Source organism: uncultured Winogradskyella sp. (assembly GCF_947498345.1).
Taxonomy (GTDB): Bacteria; Bacteroidota; Bacteroidia; order Flavobacteriales; family Flavobacteriaceae; genus Winogradskyella.
The window spans coordinates 66,222-83,278 of sequence record NZ_CANMJY010000005.1 but is presented as its reverse complement, the minus strand read 5'-3'; the positions used below and the strand labels follow the sequence as shown (position 1 = coordinate 83,278).

15 protein-coding genes and 1 pseudogene are annotated in these 17,057 nt (G+C 32.9%); 5 read left to right on the top strand and 11 right to left on the bottom strand.

What is annotated here, in order from left to right; all coding sequences use genetic code 11:
- Positions 1-130 precede the first annotated feature (130 nt).
- Both Q0912_RS08150 and Q0912_RS08145 read right to left on the bottom strand, forming a co-directional pair.
- Positions 131-649, bottom strand: a pseudogene (locus Q0912_RS08150) (DUF6443 domain-containing protein); the annotation flags it as partial.
- Positions 650-4,528: 3,879 nt separating this feature from the next.
- Complete coding sequence (locus Q0912_RS08145) at positions 4,529-5,056, bottom strand: DinB family protein (protein WP_299113897.1); 528 nt, start codon at positions 5,054-5,056, stop codon at positions 4,529-4,531.
- Between the two features lie 336 nt (positions 5,057-5,392).
- Between Q0912_RS08145 and Q0912_RS08140 the strand changes: the two genes are divergently transcribed.
- Positions 5,393-5,542, top strand: a complete 150-nt coding sequence (locus Q0912_RS08140) for a hypothetical protein (protein WP_299113895.1) — start codon at positions 5,393-5,395, stop codon at positions 5,540-5,542.
- Positions 5,543-5,641: 99 nt separating this feature from the next.
- Positions 5,642-6,004, top strand: a complete 363-nt coding sequence (locus tag Q0912_RS08135; protein ID WP_299113893.1) for a DUF4870 domain-containing protein — start codon at positions 5,642-5,644, stop codon at positions 6,002-6,004.
- Between the two features lie 72 nt (positions 6,005-6,076).
- On the opposite strand, the gene dnaN is transcribed toward Q0912_RS08135, so the two are convergent.
- The 6 genes from dnaN to Q0912_RS08105 all read right to left on the bottom strand — a co-directional run bounded on the left by dnaN (position 6,077) and on the right by Q0912_RS08105 (position 11,299).
- Positions 6,077-7,195, bottom strand: a complete 1,119-nt coding sequence (dnaN, locus tag Q0912_RS08130) for a DNA polymerase III subunit beta (protein ID WP_299113891.1) — start codon at positions 7,193-7,195, stop codon at positions 6,077-6,079.
- Positions 7,196-7,284: 89 nt separating this feature from the next.
- Positions 7,285-8,946: a gliding motility-associated ABC transporter substrate-binding protein GldG gene (gldG, locus tag Q0912_RS08125; RefSeq protein WP_299113889.1), complete on the bottom strand. Its 1,662-nt coding sequence runs from the start codon at positions 8,944-8,946 to the stop codon at positions 7,285-7,287.
- Positions 8,933-9,400 carry a hypothetical protein gene (locus Q0912_RS08120; protein ID WP_299113886.1) on the bottom strand — a complete coding sequence of 156 codons (468 nt, stop codon included), beginning with the start codon at positions 9,398-9,400 and terminating at the stop codon, positions 8,933-8,935. The genes gldG and Q0912_RS08120 overlap by 14 nt, the downstream gene beginning before the upstream one ends.
- 35 nt (positions 9,401-9,435) lie before the next feature.
- Entirely contained in the window at positions 9,436-10,155 is a 720-nt protein-coding gene (gldF, locus tag Q0912_RS08115; RefSeq protein ID WP_299113884.1) for a gliding motility-associated ABC transporter permease subunit GldF, read from the bottom strand.
- A gap of 7 nt (positions 10,156-10,162) precedes the next feature.
- Positions 10,163-10,459, bottom strand: coding sequence for an antibiotic biosynthesis monooxygenase family protein (locus Q0912_RS08110; RefSeq protein WP_299113882.1), 297 nt, complete (start codon positions 10,457-10,459; stop codon positions 10,163-10,165).
- A 3-nt stretch (positions 10,460-10,462) separates the two neighbouring features.
- Positions 10,463-11,299, bottom strand: a complete 837-nt coding sequence (locus tag Q0912_RS08105) for an SAM-dependent chlorinase/fluorinase (protein WP_299113880.1) — start codon at positions 11,297-11,299, stop codon at positions 10,463-10,465.
- Between the two features lie 110 nt (positions 11,300-11,409).
- Here Q0912_RS08105 and Q0912_RS08100 point away from each other — a divergent pair, with 110 nt between their 5' ends.
- Both Q0912_RS08100 and Q0912_RS08095 read left to right on the top strand, forming a co-directional pair.
- A complete protein-coding gene (locus Q0912_RS08100) occupies positions 11,410-12,363 on the top strand; it encodes a PhoH family protein (protein WP_299113878.1) in 954 nt (317 codons plus the stop codon).
- Positions 12,364-12,365: 2 nt separating this feature from the next.
- Positions 12,366-13,313: a phosphoribosylaminoimidazolesuccinocarboxamide synthase gene (locus Q0912_RS08095; protein WP_299113875.1), complete on the top strand. Its 948-nt coding sequence runs from the start codon at positions 12,366-12,368 to the stop codon at positions 13,311-13,313.
- A 4-nt stretch (positions 13,314-13,317) separates the two neighbouring features.
- Here Q0912_RS08095 and Q0912_RS08090 read toward each other — a convergent pair whose 3' ends face one another.
- From Q0912_RS08090 to Q0912_RS08080, 3 genes are read right to left on the bottom strand one after another with little or no spacing between them, the layout of a single operon-like run.
- Positions 13,318-14,016, bottom strand: coding sequence for a hypothetical protein (locus tag Q0912_RS08090; RefSeq protein ID WP_299113873.1), 699 nt, complete (start codon positions 14,014-14,016; stop codon positions 13,318-13,320).
- Positions 14,017-14,019: 3 nt separating this feature from the next.
- Complete coding sequence (locus tag Q0912_RS08085; RefSeq protein ID WP_299113871.1) at positions 14,020-14,544, bottom strand: DinB family protein; 525 nt, start codon at positions 14,542-14,544, stop codon at positions 14,020-14,022.
- 44 nt (positions 14,545-14,588) lie between these two features.
- Positions 14,589-15,779, bottom strand: coding sequence for an FAD-dependent oxidoreductase (locus tag Q0912_RS08080; RefSeq protein ID WP_299113869.1), 1,191 nt, complete (start codon positions 15,777-15,779; stop codon positions 14,589-14,591).
- 240 nt (positions 15,780-16,019) lie between these two features.
- Between Q0912_RS08080 and Q0912_RS08075 the strand changes: the two genes are divergently transcribed.
- Entirely contained in the window at positions 16,020-17,048 is a 1,029-nt protein-coding gene (locus Q0912_RS08075) for a sensor histidine kinase (protein WP_299113867.1), read from the top strand.
- Positions 17,049-17,057: the final 9 nt, after the last annotated feature.

Genomic DNA, 17,057 nt, shown 5'->3' with positions numbered 1-17,057 from the left:
TTACAGTAAAGCGTAGTACATTGTCCTTGGTAGGATCTGTTGGATTACCTGAGTTGAATGAATTTGCCTGATAATCGAGCTTTATAGTATGGTCGGTATCGGCACTGGTATTTAGTAGCCAATCATTTCCTGGAGCAGCTTGTTCTAACACACGATTGAGCGGTGAGGTTTCAAAATGCTGCTCCGAATAGGCATTAATAGTGTTCGTGCTAATTTGATCGTCAGAATATTTATTGGCATAGTATAACTCCAGATCACCGAGTAAGGTACTCATGGTTCTAAAGTTTAGGTTAGCCGTTCCGAAGGCCTGAGAAGCATTAGCATAAGGTAGATACTCCTGAGCTTGTCGTCCATAACCATCGTATACCACAGGAGTAATGATATCTTGTCTGTTGCCTCCAGCCTGCTTAATTATACTTTGTTCGGCACGCCCTAAACCGTCAAGGTATGTAATACTTTCAATCTTATCATCATCTTGTAACGGTGCTAAAGATTCAGCTTTGACAACACCATCAGTGGTCTCTACCTGATAAGCTGTAGTTTTTACATGGCTTGGTGAACCAAGTATATATTCATATTTATTGAGTAAATACCCATCCTGATCTTTGATATACTCTAATCGGTTAAAATCATCATATTCATAATTCATTGTATAACCCCTAACATCAATCTCTTTTGTAATGCCATTGATAAGGCTATAATCATAAATACTGATGTGAGCATTAAGCAATCCTGTTTTAAGATCATCAATCTCTAATCCTGTTAGTGCACCTGTCCCTGCATGGAAATCGCCACCTAAAAGGCCATCTATATCACTTCGGCTGGCATTAACAACCTTAGCCAAAGGTAGAGTACGATTATAACCCCAAATATAACTGATTGACGTACCATCAGCTTTACGAACTTCTAAGGGGTTACCATAATCATCATAATCTTCAAAAACGATTCGGTCTTCCATATCTACCAAAATGGTCCATGGAGATCCGTCATTTGGTGGATTGCCTTCCCCTTTGAGGGATTGTATTTTTTCAATCTGTATTAAATCGTCACTCGAAATACCTGGATTTCCAACATCAAACGTGGCATATCGGTTTACGGTTGTAAACATGCGATCACTATTTTTAAACTGTTCGGTAGCTATAATCGCATCAATTTTATTTTGCGATGTCAAAGTAAGAGCACTTCCTACACCATAGCCTCCTGGAGATACTGGATAATAATACTTGGTTTGGTAATGTTCATCTACCCCTTTTTCCTTATAATAAATGTTTTTTTCACTGACCTGATAGTTTTCAGGGACATAGCTGTAGGCTTGGCGAATCTCTACAGCTTCACCACTGGTATCTTGGGTATCTTCATAATAATAATTTGTGGTTTCGGTCTCAGTGAGGAGCACCTTATAGTAAAATTCATCCATATAATTTGCTACGCCTATAGTGAGTGGAGATACCGTTGCCATTGAGTTTGGATAATTGGTTGCCAGACTTGATAAGTATGAAGAGAGGAGTCCACTACATTGGTACTCATACTGTAACCTTACATCTGCTGAGGCATCATTGTTAAGATAGTCGTCATAATTGTCGTACAGTGTCCTTTTTATCTGGGCATGTAGATTATTAGCCAGAATATTGTCATCCACCGAAAAATATAAGGTCTGAGCCACATTATTTTCAATATTGGCTCCAGGTTGTTGGTAATTATAAGTGTTCTCTGTTTTTTGGATGAGCTGGTTATTATCATTGTATACCAGTTGCGTTGTTAAGTTACCACGTTTATAGTCGGTGTCCTTTATTGGGTCAAAAGGATAATCGTAGTTTTCTGGAAAAGTCGGAGTATCTAATGGTGAATCAAAGATATACTTGGTTACTGGTCGATTGCTTGTTACTTCTCCATAAAACAATTGTGTCGAATTGTTAACATCCTGTTTATGTGCAGCTACAGTTTTATAGCCTATAAAATTACCTTGAGTCATCTGAGCTGCCAAAGTATTTTGATATTCTTTAACTTGATAAAGTACTGGGTCGTTTGGTGTCCCTGAAATATTATATATTGGTCTTACCCTTTTTTCATATTCTCTGATTAGATTAGCATCACCATCAAAAGAACCGCTTGAGTAATAATGGTCAAGTAATATCATTGGTGGAGATAAAATATCTGTCTCTAAAGCATAATTATATCTGGTTTTAGTTTTTGTATTACCATCTTCTACGGCTTCTATGCTTGATATTCTTGGCCCTCCACCATGCAAAAACCAATGAAGTTTTCCTTTTTTTAAGTTTTTTGAAGTTATGGTCAATCTAATTTCAACATTATAATTAGAATAGTCATTCTCAAATGGAGGTAATGGGCTTGAAAAAGGGCTTCTATTTATACGAAACCAGTACGAACCAGTAGCTAAAGGAAAGCTTATACCATCTGGAGCACTTGTGGTGGTTGCACTTGTAACAGGGAAAGAGCCAGAAACAGTATTTGAACCATTAAGACCATATTCAACTATAAAGTGGTAAGGTTCTATATATATTTGCCCACTTATGATGTGACATTTTACATTGACATCATAATCGTCTCCATTGACTGAAAAAGGAGAGCCTAAATGTGTGCTGGGAACATTATTAGTAGAAGTTACATGTGTTGGTGCTATTTGATTAATTACATAGTTATCAGGATTTGCTTTAATTTCTTCATGTGTTAATAAACGGTCACCTTTAAAACTATAGGTGTTACTTTCCCAGTTAAACTTACGATGACCTCCAGTAGGATAGGTAATACTTTCCAAAGCTCCTGAAGTTACATCAAGATGTGCTGTCTGTTCATTACCACTATTATAGTATCCGAAGTCATCACTTATGTTTTGATCATAGGCGGATAGGTCTTCTTCATTAATATATTCTAGAGTATATTTATGTGTTGTTGAGTTGTTCTTTTTGATTTCCTCCAAAAACAACAAATCTTTTGCATTCTCCATATAGTTATTATATGTAAAACTAAAGGTATTTGTGGACGATATGTCTGTAGGGTCAAATATGCTTAGGCTACCAAGTACGGCACCATCATATTCTGGATGCCCTGTTGTCCTAAGACCGAACATGAGCTTAACACCATCATTAAAAACAATCTCGTTAACCTTCTGTGATTTGATTTCTACAGATGATGATGATGATATTGAGCGTGGTAGCAATGCATTACGTTTTGATTGCGTACATTGTGTGGTGTTTCCAGTAATAGAATTTAGAGCAGGGACATAATTGGTTACTAGGCTTCCAGGGTAAGATGGAGTCTCAGTAATAGGTGTGTAACTGATTGATAAAATTGGTAGTCTGTTGTGTGTTTCTACTTTGCTGAGCTTCCATGCAGATCTATACCAGCGCCAATCTTCAGATATGTTTGGTGATATACCTCCGCTTCCTGCTTGAGGAACTGCTACCGAATAGGCTATCTTTTCTGTTTCTTCTACCACATCAAAAGTATACACAAAACCATTAGTATCCGTAACTTCAAACTTACTAATCACATCTGGGTAGTATAAATTTCCCGTTACATATGTTGCAGTGATTTTCAATTTTGAATCATCACCAATAATCTTTGGCTTTAAGACACCACCATCTTTGATGAAGACAAAACGTCCCGTATGCCCGAAGAAATTGAACTGATAGACATCCCGCTGATAATCGAAACGCTGCTGGTTGGCGTGTTGAGCATTAAAAAGAAAGTTATGCAGATCATAACTGTTTTGCGAATACGATTGATGGTCATGGAATCCATTATAATCGGAACCTAAAAACTCATTAGCGATGTCGATGTTATCTGGCAAGCCAACTACAGATCGTGAGATAACCCCTCCCGTTTCTAAAGCCCAACCTTTACCAACCCAACCCGACTGCTCATCTACACGAATACCGCTTACCTGGTATTGTAGGGCTAAGTTATAATTGAGACCATGAATATTTTTACTAAATAAAGGAATGTTAATATTGGGTTGCCCAGTGTAATAACTGACATCTACCTCTTCAAATTTCATGAGTTGAGCCACTGTAGGTGAAGGGCGTGTAATTTCTGGTAAGGTAAATTCTGAATTGTCTTGTTGTGCGGTAACCATATTAATATGGATAAACACCATTGCTACGATAAATCTGATGGTTTGTTTCATGATACTAGTTACGTTTTTGGTTATTATAGCTTAAGAAATTTTGACTTAAAATTTCGATTACTAAAATAAGCTCTACATGTATCTTTTCACAGAGCATTTAGCTTCAAAAAAGAAAGCAATATGCTTAGTTTACAGCTTATTATAAGGGTTTTTTACCGTTCAATTAGGAGGCTTTAAGACTCAAAACAATCAAGATTTATCATATAATTTTGCAGAAATAGCCGAAGTTTTATTAGCTATTTCTGCTAATATTAAGGAGGATAGAATATAGGTGAAAGTGTACTTCAGTAACTATGTTATAAAGAGGAACAGTCGATAGATATGAGTGGCGTTATGAAGAGGGTATATATCGTACAGGTATTAGCAATGAATCTGATTCAATTAGCTATTTGCATTGTTGTAGGTAGTTTTTATTTCGCTTATTCTAGCCAAATGATGATCATCATGTTCTGCTACAAATAAGAACAAGTCCATTATTCGCATTGGTTTTTCCAGTCTTGGATGTAATGAGGTTTTGTATATGTCTTCTTCTGTTAAATGAGATAATTTATCTAATGTTATTTCCCGCAATTTTTGAAACTCTAAAAGTAAACTATCAATGTCTTTTTCGTTATGTTGGGCGAAATCTGTTTTTCGGTTTTCTAAATCAGCGGGTCTTAGATATTGTTTGTTTTCTAATATATCATTAAGACGCTCGTGCCACAAAGGCTCTAAATCAGTTAAGTGTCCTATATTTTCTTTTATAGACCATTTATCATCTGGTTTGATGCTCAATAATTTTGGTGAAGTCTTTTCAGTTTTTGTTTTTAATCTTATGAGGGTTCCATTAAGCCGTTCAATAATTGAAGGAAAAATATTTTGTTGGAATGAAAAATCAAATTTTCTTTCAAACCATTTTATCTGTTGCATAATATTAGTTTTAGTAGCTTGTAAAAAATACATCAAAATATATTTATAATGATGCTTTCTGTTTAAATATTTTTTGAAATGTATTAGAAACCTTACTTGTTTTTCTCTCGATTTTTAAAATCAGGAGAGTTATTTATGAATATTTTAACTCAAAGAGGATTTTTGAGCTTTACGTATAACTTTGATAAAACTAAGAGTTATTAACGATTTTCCCTTAACCGTCGCTTAAAGTACCAGCACTAATCAACACTTTTATTTTTTCTTAATCTGATATTTATCATATTTCTAAAGTAATCCTTATTGTAATTTTACGGTTAGAAATTAAATATAGATATAATGATTAGTAATTTAATAGCATTAGTTTATGATTGGTCAATGGGTGTAATAATGATTGGTGTGTTTGCCTTGGTATGTATAATTTTAATTGGTGTGCTTGTTAATTTTATGGCAAGCGGTAAAAAGAGGGACGATATACAAGAAGATTAAGTCGCTTATTTATCCTTTTTAGGATTACAAAAATATTTTTACGCTTTTGTAACATTTTTAAACAATTTGCGTCACATTAAGTGTAAACAAAAAATAATCATGGAATCAAATTATCATACACTGAAGCGTACAGACAATCAATTATTGATGATTACGCATTTGGCACAATTACTAACTTATGTTACTGGTTTTGGTGGTCTAATAGTACCATTAATTATTTGGGCAACACAAAAAGATAAAGTAGATGGTATGGATGCTCACGGTAAATCGATTTTGAATTTTCAGTTAAGTATAATAGTATATTGTATATTAAGTATTCCTTTAATTATAGTATTTGGATTAGGTATATTGCTACTTATACTAATAGGAATCTTGGCATTTGTAATGCCAATTATAAACGCCATTAAAGCTAGTAATGGAGAATTACCTAGCTATCCATTATCTCTTAATTTTGTTAGTTAGTTATTAAAGAAATGGAATTAAAAGGCTCACCATTGGTGAGCCTTTTTTATTTAATATGGTTTTTATAATATTCTAATTATTCAACATCACAGGCATTACAAGCATAGTTACGTGCTCACCTTCATCTAATCCATCAATTGGAGTTAAAATACCTGCTCTATTTGGTAAGCTCATTTCTAACTGTACGTCATCAGAGTTTAAATTGTTTATCATTTCAGTTAAGAAACGTGAGTTAAAACCAATTTGCATATCGTCTCCTTGATAATCGCAAGTTAAACGTTCTTCTGCCTTATTGCTGTAATCGATATCTTCTGCAGATATGTTTAATTCTGCACCTGCAATTTTTAAACGAATTTGATGTGTCGTTTTGTTAGAGAAAATACTAACACGTCGCACAGAGTTTAAAAACTGTGTTCTGGCAATAACTAATTTATTCGGATTCTCTTTAGGAATAACCGCTTCATAGTTAGGATACTTACCATCAATTAATCTACAAACTAAAACAGAATTGTCAAATGTAAATTTTGCATTAGACTCATTGTATTCAACTAAAACATCATCATCACTTCCTGCCAAAATACCTTTAAGTAAATTTAATGGTTTCTTAGGCATAATAAATTCTGCAGACTCTGTAGCGCTTACGTCAGCTCTTGTGTACTTAACTAATTTGTGGGCATCTGTAGCAACAAAGGTTAAGTTGTCTTGAGAAAATTGAAAGAACACACCACTCATTACAGGTCTTAAATCATCATTACCAGCAGCAAAAATGGTTTTACTTATAGCTGTAGCTAATATATCTCCCATGATGGTTGTTTTACTGGCATCTTCAACCGAAACAGCATTAGGAAACTCAGCACCATCAGCATAAGCTAAGGCATATTTACCATGATTAGAACTAATCTCTACGGTGTTGTTATCCTCAACAACAAAAGTTAGTGGCTGTTCTGGAAATGTTTTTAAAGTATCTAATAATAAACGTGCTGGTAAAGCAATACTGCCTTCAGAATCACTTTCTACATCAATCGTTGAAGACATTGTAGTCTCTAAGTCACTTGCAGAAACGGTTAATTTTGATTGACTTAATTCAAATAAAAAATTATCTAAAATAGGTAATGTATTACTGTTATTGATAACACCTCCTAATACCTGAAGTTGCTTTAATAAATAAGTACTTGAAACAATAAATTTCATGCTAAATATATATAGTTTATTACGTTTTAATTCGTCTTACAAATATATCTCAATGTAAGGGTTTTATAAAACAAACTTATTAACAAATTCTAGGTATATTTTTTCTTTCTGAAGTAGTTGAAAATAAACCCAAATAAAGCCAAAAACAATAGGGGGAAGGCAATGTTTATGAGTTGCCATTTACCTTTATTGTCTTTAACCTTGTCCGAATCTAGATAGGCAATATTAATTTCTTTGGCTCTAATGTTTATAAGTCCTGTATCGTCCAAGAGGTAATTGATAGTGTTTAAGAGAAATTCCTTGTTACCATATTCAAAACCTCTATAATCAACACCAAGTTCTAAAGGTCTATTTCTTCGCACATCGTTCTTTACAACATCTCCATCAGAAATAACGACCATTTTTGTAGGTTTACCTTTAGATTTAAAGTTCCTTATTTTAAATGGTAGTATACGTTTGTCATAAACAGAAGCAAATTCACCTTCTAAAAGCACTGCTAAATTTTGCGAGCCCGCAATATAAGTTGCTTCATTAGGTATCTTGGTGACATCTGCTAAAGAAATTTGGGCAGGTGCACCTTCTAATTTAGAGCGTGATGAGCTTTGCAATAAGATTATTTTATCAATATCGTTTTTTAAAGTGTCAATAGGGCTTGCAAAATCGTATTTTACTAACTCAAGATTTTTTGTTACTGGGTGGTTTTGGTTAGATGTAGCCAATGGAGAATATTGCCATTGCACAGGTTGTAATTGTGCTTGACTACCCTCGCCAATAGCTAACATAATTGGCGCAGAATACAAATCTTTTACTAAGCTGGGATTTACTCTAATACCGTATTTGAAGAAAAAATCATTCAGATTTAAATCGCGCATTATAGAAACAGCAGTACCACCATTGTATAGACTATCCTTATCCATAATTACAGATTCTGTTAACCATAAACTTTTTCCTCCATTCATGGTAAACTGATCTAATACTAATTTTTCTTCTTCAGAAAATGCTTCGCTTGGCTTTGCAGCTACAATTAAATCATAAGCTTTTAGATTGTCTAAAGTGCCTTGAGGATTAGTGGCTACACTATCTAAAGTGAATTGCGCCAGATTGTAATAAGGTTGTATGGTTTTTAGAAAATCCGCAATATAAATATCATTTAATTCCCCATTACCTTTTAAAATAGCTATTTTCTTTTGTTTGGGCTTAATCAATTTACTAAACCCATCAGCAAAGGCATACTCTAAAGATTGTACAGAGTTATTGATTTGCTCTTGTAGACCTTGAGTAATGCTTCTTTTTAAAAGTGGAATTTTAACCCTTTTGTCTTTATAACTTGCATAAGCCCACGGAAAGATAAGTTCTTGAGTAACCTTACCTGTGCTGTTATCTGTATTTACATAAGGCTCTAAACCCGATTTAGTAAGCTGTTCAATAATTTGTTCTCTGGTGGCTTCATCTTCAGTTGGATTGATATAATTAATCTTAATGTTATTAGTTTCTAACTGAAATTCTTCAGTAATCTGTCGTACTTCTGTTTGAAGTAAACGAAATTCCGAGGGAAAATCACCTTCTAAGAACACATCAATAATTAAAGGAGAGTCTATACTAGTAATCAATTGTTTTGAAGCTTCTGAAAGCGTGTAACGTTTATCTTTGGTTAAATCAAAACGACCATAGAGCATACTCGAAACGGCATTAATGATAACAAGCCCAATTATAATAGCGAGTATGTAAATAAGTGTTTTATTCTTTTTCATTCTCGTATGTAATTTCTTCTTGATAGTGTGTTAAGGTTGCAACAATGTCTTTTTCAAATGTAATTTCCACACATTCTTTTTTGTCATTAAAAGCACCTGGCTCAATGCCCAAGCCATAATTCCATTTATTGGAGTCAAAATCCTTTTTAGTGTTATTCCACGATAACCATTCATGTTTACCTAACAGGTTTTTGATCTTTTGTTTTGAAAGACCAATAAGGGTGTCCGACTCAATTGTGTTGTCGATCATTTCATAACGCAAAGCAGGTTTTTCAACCCAGGCTTCACTATTAAAATATTTTTGATGATGATAATTACTCACAATATTTACAAATGGGTAAAACATGTAGAAATACACAAATGGTGTTAGTATTATACTTATTAATGCTGATAACCATTTACGTTTATCTACAGTATTCAAAAACAAAAAGAGTAGTGCAAAAACTACTAGCATAAAAATGATTAAATAAGGGGTAATAACCATAACTACTATTTTTGAATTCTAAGCTTTGTGAATATTAAAAACGCCAAAGAGATACTAATAAAATAGATCAAATCCCTTGTATCTATGACACCACGACTCATACTATTGTAATGGGCTGACATACCCAAATTTTCCATATATACTAAGTTACCAAATACATTATAATTAGAAAGCCCTTCGAAGCCAAAGTAAAAAAAGAAACATATAAAAACGGCAATAATAAATGCTACAATTTGATTGTCGGACAGAGTAGAAGCAAACACACCTATCGATGTGTAAGCTGCAATTAAAAATAAGAGCCCAAAATACGAACCGATGGTACTTCCTATATCTAGGTTACCTTCTGGGTTTCCTAATTGATAGATTGTATATACATATAATAAGGTTGGAATCAAAGCCAGAAGAATCAAAACAAAGGCGCCAAAATATTTTCCTAAAACAACCTGAAAGTGAGAAATAGGTTTCGTTACCAATAGTTCTAATGTGCCTTGTTTTTTCTCATCACTAAAGCTTCGCATGGTTACAGCTGGCACCAAAAAAATAAGGATCCAAGGTGCTAATAAAAAGAAAGACGATAGGCTAGCTTCACCATTATTAAGAATATTAAATTCACCTTTAAAGATCCAAAGAAATAAACCATTTAGTACTAAAAATACACCAATGACCAAGTAGCCTATTAGTGAGGCAAAGAAGGTGTTTATTTCTTTTTTTAAGATTGCTAACATTAGTAAACTATTTTAAACTTTCTAACTTCTCTACACTCCAAGCTTCAGGTTTTTCGTTAAATAAAGGCTTAGTATTAGCCCAAACCCCTTTAAACAATTCTGAATGTCTGTAATTATTTAAATCGTCTTCTGAGTTCCAATAACTATACGTAAAAAAGATGCTGGTATTGTTCTGATCGCGATATAATTCTAAAAAATTACAGCCTTCAAAATTTCTAATCTTTTCTTTGTTGCGTTCAAAATTAGTCAGGAATTCTTCAATCCCAGAAGGTTCAAAACTCATTTTTACAATTCTTACTAACAAAGCTTATGATTTTAAAAAGTTAACTGTAACAGTATCCATGGTCTTTAATCCCATTAAAGTAGAGGCACTACCCACTGTACTGCAATTACTTTTGTAGACTGCTATTTCTAAATACCCAGACGAATTAATAACGACCAATCCTTTGCCTTCGTCATTTCGTTTAGATTCTTCGATTTCAAAATTCACAATATCACTGTATTTACTATAAATTTTTCTGAACTTATGATTACGTGCCGATATTTCATAAGCTCTGGTTTTTTGAATATCCTCAAAAAACTTTTGCTTAATATTGGTAACTACATTACCATAATTATCAATGTAAATAACACTACCGATTATTTGATTTTTTTCGTCGTTAACAAAAGGAATTAAATTTTTAATCGGCTTAATGGTGTTAATAACTTTTCCAATAATTTCAAGAGTTCCGCCACGAGCAATATGACAAGCTACTTTTACAAAGACATCTAAAACCGGAAAGCTGGTTTCAATTTTATCATGAATATTGATCTCTACAATTTTCTCAGGGGCAATTTCTGCACAAATCATGCTCATGATTCCATTATTTGCACATATAAAGTAATGGTCATCTAATTTAATTGCAATGTGCTTATTTTCAGGGCTTAACTCAGAATCAATTCCTATGATATGAATTGTTCCTTTAGGAAAACTACTGTAGGCATTTAATATAATATATGCAGCTTCAGAAATATTAAAAGGAGACACAGAATGCGATACATCTACAATTCTAATATCAGACAATTCGCTATAAATTGCTCCTTTTATGGCACCAGCAAAGTGATCTTTTTCTCCAAAATCAGTCGTTAAAGTGATTATTGCCATGGATTGATTGTTGATATTTTTTTTAGAATTGAGGTTGTAAAATTGCTAGATTTGTGTGTACACAAAACTAATAAAAGAAAACAGATTAACACACTAAATTTAGTAGCCTTTTGAACGAACTTATTCTAGAACTCGAAGAAATTACTCCAAAAGAATTCTTCGGAGCACAAAATGCCAATATTGAACTTCTAAAAAAATATTTTCCAAAACTTAAAATTGTAGCCCGAGGTAATAAAATTAAGGCTTATGGAGATGAAGATTTACTTGAAGAGTTTGATACCAGAATTATGATGCTAATGAAACATTTTGGCAAGTACAATAAGTTAGATGAAAATGTTATCGAACGTGTACTAACGAGCAATAGCAGTGATGATTATACAACCTCTGCTAAAAGTGGTGAAGTCATAGTACATGGTGTAGGTGGTAAATTAATAAAAGCGCAAACAGCAAATCAACGTAAACTGGTTGAGAGTATGCGAAAAAACGATATGGTGTTTGCAATAGGGCCTGCTGGTACTGGTAAAACCTATACAGGAGTAGCTTTAGCTGTACAAGCGTTAAAGCGTAAAGAGGTAAAACGTATTATACTTACAAGACCTGCTGTAGAAGCAGGTGAAAATCTTGGATTTTTACCTGGTGACTTAAAAGAAAAGCTAGATCCTTACATGCAACCACTTTATGATGCATTACGGGATATGATTCCGCATGAGAAATTAGAAAGTTATATTGAAAAAGGTGTGATTCAAATTGCACCATTAGCTTTTATGCGTGGTAGAACTTTAGATAATGCTTTTGTTATCTTAGATGAAGGGCAAAACACAACACATGCACAAATGAAAATGTTTTTAACACGTATGGGTAAGAATGCAAAATTCTTATTAACGGGTGATCCTGGTCAGGTAGATTTGCCACGTCGTACCATTTCTGGTTTAAAGGAGGCATTATTAGTACTAAAAAATATAGATGGTATTGGGATGATCTATCTAGATGATAAAGATGTAATTCGTCATAAATTAGTTAAGAAAGTAATTTCTGCATACAAGAGTATAGAGAATAGAGATTAGACATGAGTAATACAATAATCGATACCAACTTTCATTTCCCAAACCAAAAAAGCGTATACAAAGGTAAGGTAAGGGAGGTGTATAATATCAGTGATGAGCAACTGGTTATGGTTGCAACGGATAGATTAAGTGCTTTTGATGTGGTAATGCCTAAAGGAATTCCTTATAAAGGACAAATCCTAAATCAGATAGCTACTAAAATGATGAAAGATACCGAAGACATAGTGCCTAATTGGTTAGTTGCTACTCCAGATCCTAATGTGGCTGTTGGTCATCTTTGCGAACCTTTTAAAGTAGAAATGGTGATTAGAGGTTATATGTCTGGGCATGCAGCACGTGAGTATAAAGCGGGTAAACGATTGCTCTGTGGTGTATCTATGCCTGAAGGTATGAAGGAAAATGACAAATTTCCTGAGCCTATTATTACACCAGCAACAAAAGCTGAAAAAGGTGATCACGATGAAGATATCTCTAGAGAAGCTATTCTAAAGCGTGGTATTGTTTCTGAAGAGGATTATGTTGTCCTCGAGGATTATACTAGAAAATTGTTTCAGCGAGGAACAGAAATAGCTGCCAGTAGAGGGTTGATTTTAGTTGATACTAAATACGAATTTGGTAAAACTAAAGATGGTAAAATTGTACTGATTGATGAGATTCATACACCAGATTCTTCACGTTATTTCTATGCAGATGGTTACCAAGAACGCCAAGACAATGAAGAGCCACAAAAACAGTTATCAAAAGAGTTTGTACGTCAATGGTTAATCTCTAATGGATTTCAAGGTTTAGAAGGGCAGACTGTGCCTTTTATGAGTGATGATTATATTGAATCTGTAAGTGAGCGTTACATAGAGCTTTATGAAAATATTACTGGCGAAACTTTTGTAAAAGCAGACCTTTCGGATATTCAGGGTAGGATAGAGGCTAATGTTTTAGAGTATTTAAAGTAAACTTTTATTTACACAAAATATTCAAGGCTTCACTTGCTGCATTAAGTCCAAGTATACTAGCCTCTTTGTAATTAATACAAGCATTTATCGTGTCATTTTTTGCTAAGTTAGATTCTCCAATTAAAAAATAACAATCTATTATCTGATTGTTTGAATTTAAGGATTTTTGAAAATCAGAAATGGCATTGTTATAATCCTCTAGCCAATAATATTCTAAACCTCTATCAAAATAAATTTCACATTTTGGCATAGTGAATTCCATATCGCTATCAAATCTCTTTGTATCAAACTTTGTATTAAATAGCATATATCCTCTTGAGTTGGCATTACAATTAAGAGCACCTTTAGTTTTCAGGGCTTTAGAGTAAAAAAATAATGCTAAATCAGTATTCTCTAAATTGCTGTAGCTTGTGGCCATATTAAAAAGGGCTAAGGTATTATTTGAATCAAATTCAAGAATTTTTTTATAGTCTTCAATGCCTCCAAGGTCATCACCTATCTTTGATTTATAATATCCTCGATTTAGCAAAGCAGATCTGCAAAATTTATCTTTTTCAATTGCTTTATTCAAGTTTCTGATTGCAGTTTCATAATCCTCAATTTTTTCAAATTCAATTGCTCTGTTATAATATTCTTCAACTGTTGTGTTATCACAATTTATGAGGATTACTGCTGTATATAAACCAATTAGATATTTTTTCAATCCTTAATATTTAGATTTTAAAGTCTCAGTATGATGCTCTACATGATAAGCCGTCCACATAATAATTTCTCTAACTGGCATTTTACCCATTAAGGGATGTGGCAGTATTAATGTATCAAGATTCTTGTTACTTATTTTTTTGGTCTTGTATTGTAGTTTTTTATTCTCGGTTTGTAGTCTGTTAAGTATGTATTGTTTTTCCTTTAAAGTAGGAACTTTCATATTTTGAGAACCTTTATAGGTTTTTCCTTTAGCATCTTCTAAACGTTCTTGGTAACGTTTTACGATAGTATTAAAGTTTCTGACGGGTCTGTTAGCTTTGCCAAACTTATAGCGCAATAAAAATTTAGGCATACTCAAGGCATTATTCAGTGGTTTTATACTTTGTAATAAATGCAGAACTTGTTGTCCTTGTGTCCATTTTCCTTTAGGACCTTCAGTCCAGGATTCTTCAGGTTGTTGCTTTAGCCAGTGAATCAATTCAGAATGTTTGACTTCAATTAAATCTACAATAGCTTCTTTATCCATAAACAATGGTTTTGATAAAGAAAAGATAAGGTTTTTTTTGAAAATTAGCTTAGTATTTCTTCTACAGCTCTTTTAGCGGATCTTGCTGCTGCATGTACGCTACTCCAATCATTACCTGTAGTATAGGCGTCTCCTGCAAAAAATAGTTTATTGTTTACTGATTGTCCTAATCTATTTATACGATTAGAATTTTCATAATCAAAAATATAGGCACCATTAGCATAAGGCTCACTATTCCAATTCTGAAACGTATGCCTTATATAACTAGAAGATGCAATATTACTACCAAATACATCATCTAACTCATTTAATATAAAATCTCTTAAATTATTATCTGAGCTGAGATTATTATAGGTGTCTGCTTCTGTCCCAACAGCAAATAGTCCCAAAATATTTTGCATAGTATTTTGTCCATACGACGCATCATAATATAATTTTTGTCCAGCTGTTTCGGGTGTAGTTATATAAGCAATAAAGGTTGGATAGAACTTATTAGTAAACTCAACAAATGCCTTGCAACCATTCCAAACCGTTACATCATTTATTGCCTGTTGCTTGTTATTAGATAAGGAGGGTGTAAAATTTACAGACCCGTTTTGCAAAATTTTTACTGGTATTGTTACTATTACCTTACTAGCGTTATATGTTTGGCCATTAGTATCAGTTACCATAACTTGATTACCAGAATAATCAATTGAATTTATTGGGCTATTATAAATAATTTTTGATTCTACACTTGGCAGAATATAAGTTTCAAAAAAATCAAACCAAGTAGAATTAACAAACTTTCTATCAATCGTAAAGCCAATATCAGAAAGCGATATTTGTTGTCCATTACTAGCTAAAATTCCAAAATCTGTATTTTGATCATACCCAACAGTTGTTGTACTTATTTGTATAGAGTCATCATTAACGATTTCTGAAAATACTGAGGGTTGGACATGAAGCCATTCTGCACCTAAAGGAATTGGGAAATTGGCGAAGCTTGTATTTTGCTTCATCCTACCTCCATAAGTAGAAGAGGCCTCTAAAATTTGAAAATCTATATTTCGTTGAGCTAATAGATGACCTGCAGCCATACCTGCTGCACCTGCACCAATTATAATCACAGATTCAGGTATGTTATTTCCAGAATTTGGATTGCCGTCAGAACTACTGCATGATGCCATCATTGACTGAAAAGGCAATGAAATACCTAATAATCCACATAATTTTAAAAACTCATTTCTTTCCATGATGCTATTATTTTATCCAAAAATATTATGAAGATATATATTATACTACAAAATTCAATAAGAGGTAATTTTAATTCTATTAGTGGTATACTATTATGGTACAAACGTTTATACTCATTTTTTAATTACTAAAAATAGAATTAATTGTTACACTTATCGGATAAGTGATATCACTTATAAGATTTCTTGTCTGAGTTAAATAAAAATATATAAACTTGTAATGGAATATATTGAAAAGATTTGGCAATTAAACACTTCAAAAAATACAGTATTATAGCTCAAGTTGCTCTATGGCTTATTTATTTAAGCTCTACAATTGTGTTTGATGCTAGTGCTATTGGGTTTTGGACTTCTTTTGCATTTAGTTTAAGCAATGTAATGGCTATCGCTACTATTGTATATTTTCACTATTTTAAATTATTGCCTTTACTAGTTGATAAGAATTATTTTTGGTATTTGATATTTACAATACTTACCATTCTTATTGTTGGTTTTACCTTTGCTGTTCTTGATAATAATTTACCTTTTGATTATCCTATAACACATAGTTTTTGGGATTCTATTATATTTAATGTTCTTCAGCTTTCATTGTTTATTATTATATCGAGTATGTTTTATTTTGTGCACAATTGGTATTTAAAGCGAGAAAAAGAAGATGAACTTAAACTAGAGAAACTGAGGGCTGAACTTAATTTTTTACGCTCGCAAATTAACCCTCATTTTTTATTTAACACATTGAACAACATCTATTCTTATGCTCAAACCGGGAATGAAAAAACAGCGCCTATGTTGGAGAAACTCTCAGGAATTTTGCGTTTTATGGTTTATGATTGTAATAACGCCACTGTAGAATTGAATAAAGAAATTGAAGCTATAGAGAACTTGCTGGAAATCCATCGCATGAAAAACTCAACTCAAAATAATATTATATTTAATTATCAATCTAATAAAGGGTTTCATTTAGTGGCTCCATTGATTTTGATAAACTTGGTTGAAAATGCATGCAAGCATTCAGATACTGTGAGTAACAGAAGCGGTTTTATAAAGATTGTGGCATCAGTTTTAAAAGACAATAAGTTAGTGTTTTCTATATCAAATTCAATAAAGAAAAAATCTAATAGTACAACATTAAAATATGGAGGTATGGGGTTAGAAAATATTACAAAGCGATTAGAGCTTTTGTATGAAAATGATTATTTTATGGAAGAAGATATTAAAAATAATGTTTACCACTTGCAATTAGAAATCCCTTTAATGCGTAAAGGATAAATATTCATA

Excerpts from the sequence above, each read along its gene's own strand:
- Q0912_RS08145 (WP_299113897.1), bottom strand. The coding sequence starts at position 5,056 with ATGCAACAGATAAAATGGTTTGAAAGAAAATTTGATTTTTCATTCCAA.
- Q0912_RS08140 (WP_299113895.1), top strand. The coding sequence starts at position 5,393 with ATGATTAGTAATTTAATAGCATTAGTTTATGATTGGTCAATGGGTGTA.
- Q0912_RS08135 (WP_299113893.1), top strand. The coding sequence starts at position 5,642 with ATGGAATCAAATTATCATACACTGAAGCGTACAGACAATCAATTATTG.
- dnaN (WP_299113891.1), bottom strand. The coding sequence starts at position 7,195 with ATGAAATTTATTGTTTCAAGTACTTATTTATTAAAGCAACTTCAGGTA.
- gldG (WP_299113889.1), bottom strand. The coding sequence starts at position 8,946 with ATGAAAAAGAATAAAACACTTATTTACATACTCGCTATTATAATTGGG.
- Q0912_RS08120 (WP_299113886.1), bottom strand. The coding sequence starts at position 9,400 with ATGCTAGTAGTTTTTGCACTACTCTTTTTGTTTTTGAATACTGTAGAT.
- gldF (WP_299113884.1), bottom strand. The coding sequence starts at position 10,155 with ATGTTAGCAATCTTAAAAAAAGAAATAAACACCTTCTTTGCCTCACTA.
- Q0912_RS08105 (WP_299113880.1), bottom strand. The coding sequence starts at position 11,299 with ATGGCAATAATCACTTTAACGACTGATTTTGGAGAAAAAGATCACTTT.
- Q0912_RS08095 (WP_299113875.1), top strand. The coding sequence starts at position 12,366 with ATGAGTAATACAATAATCGATACCAACTTTCATTTCCCAAACCAAAAA.
- Q0912_RS08085 (WP_299113871.1), bottom strand. The coding sequence starts at position 14,544 with ATGGATAAAGAAGCTATTGTAGATTTAATTGAAGTCAAACATTCTGAA.
- Q0912_RS08080 (WP_299113869.1), bottom strand. The coding sequence starts at position 15,779 with ATGGAAAGAAATGAGTTTTTAAAATTATGTGGATTATTAGGTATTTCA.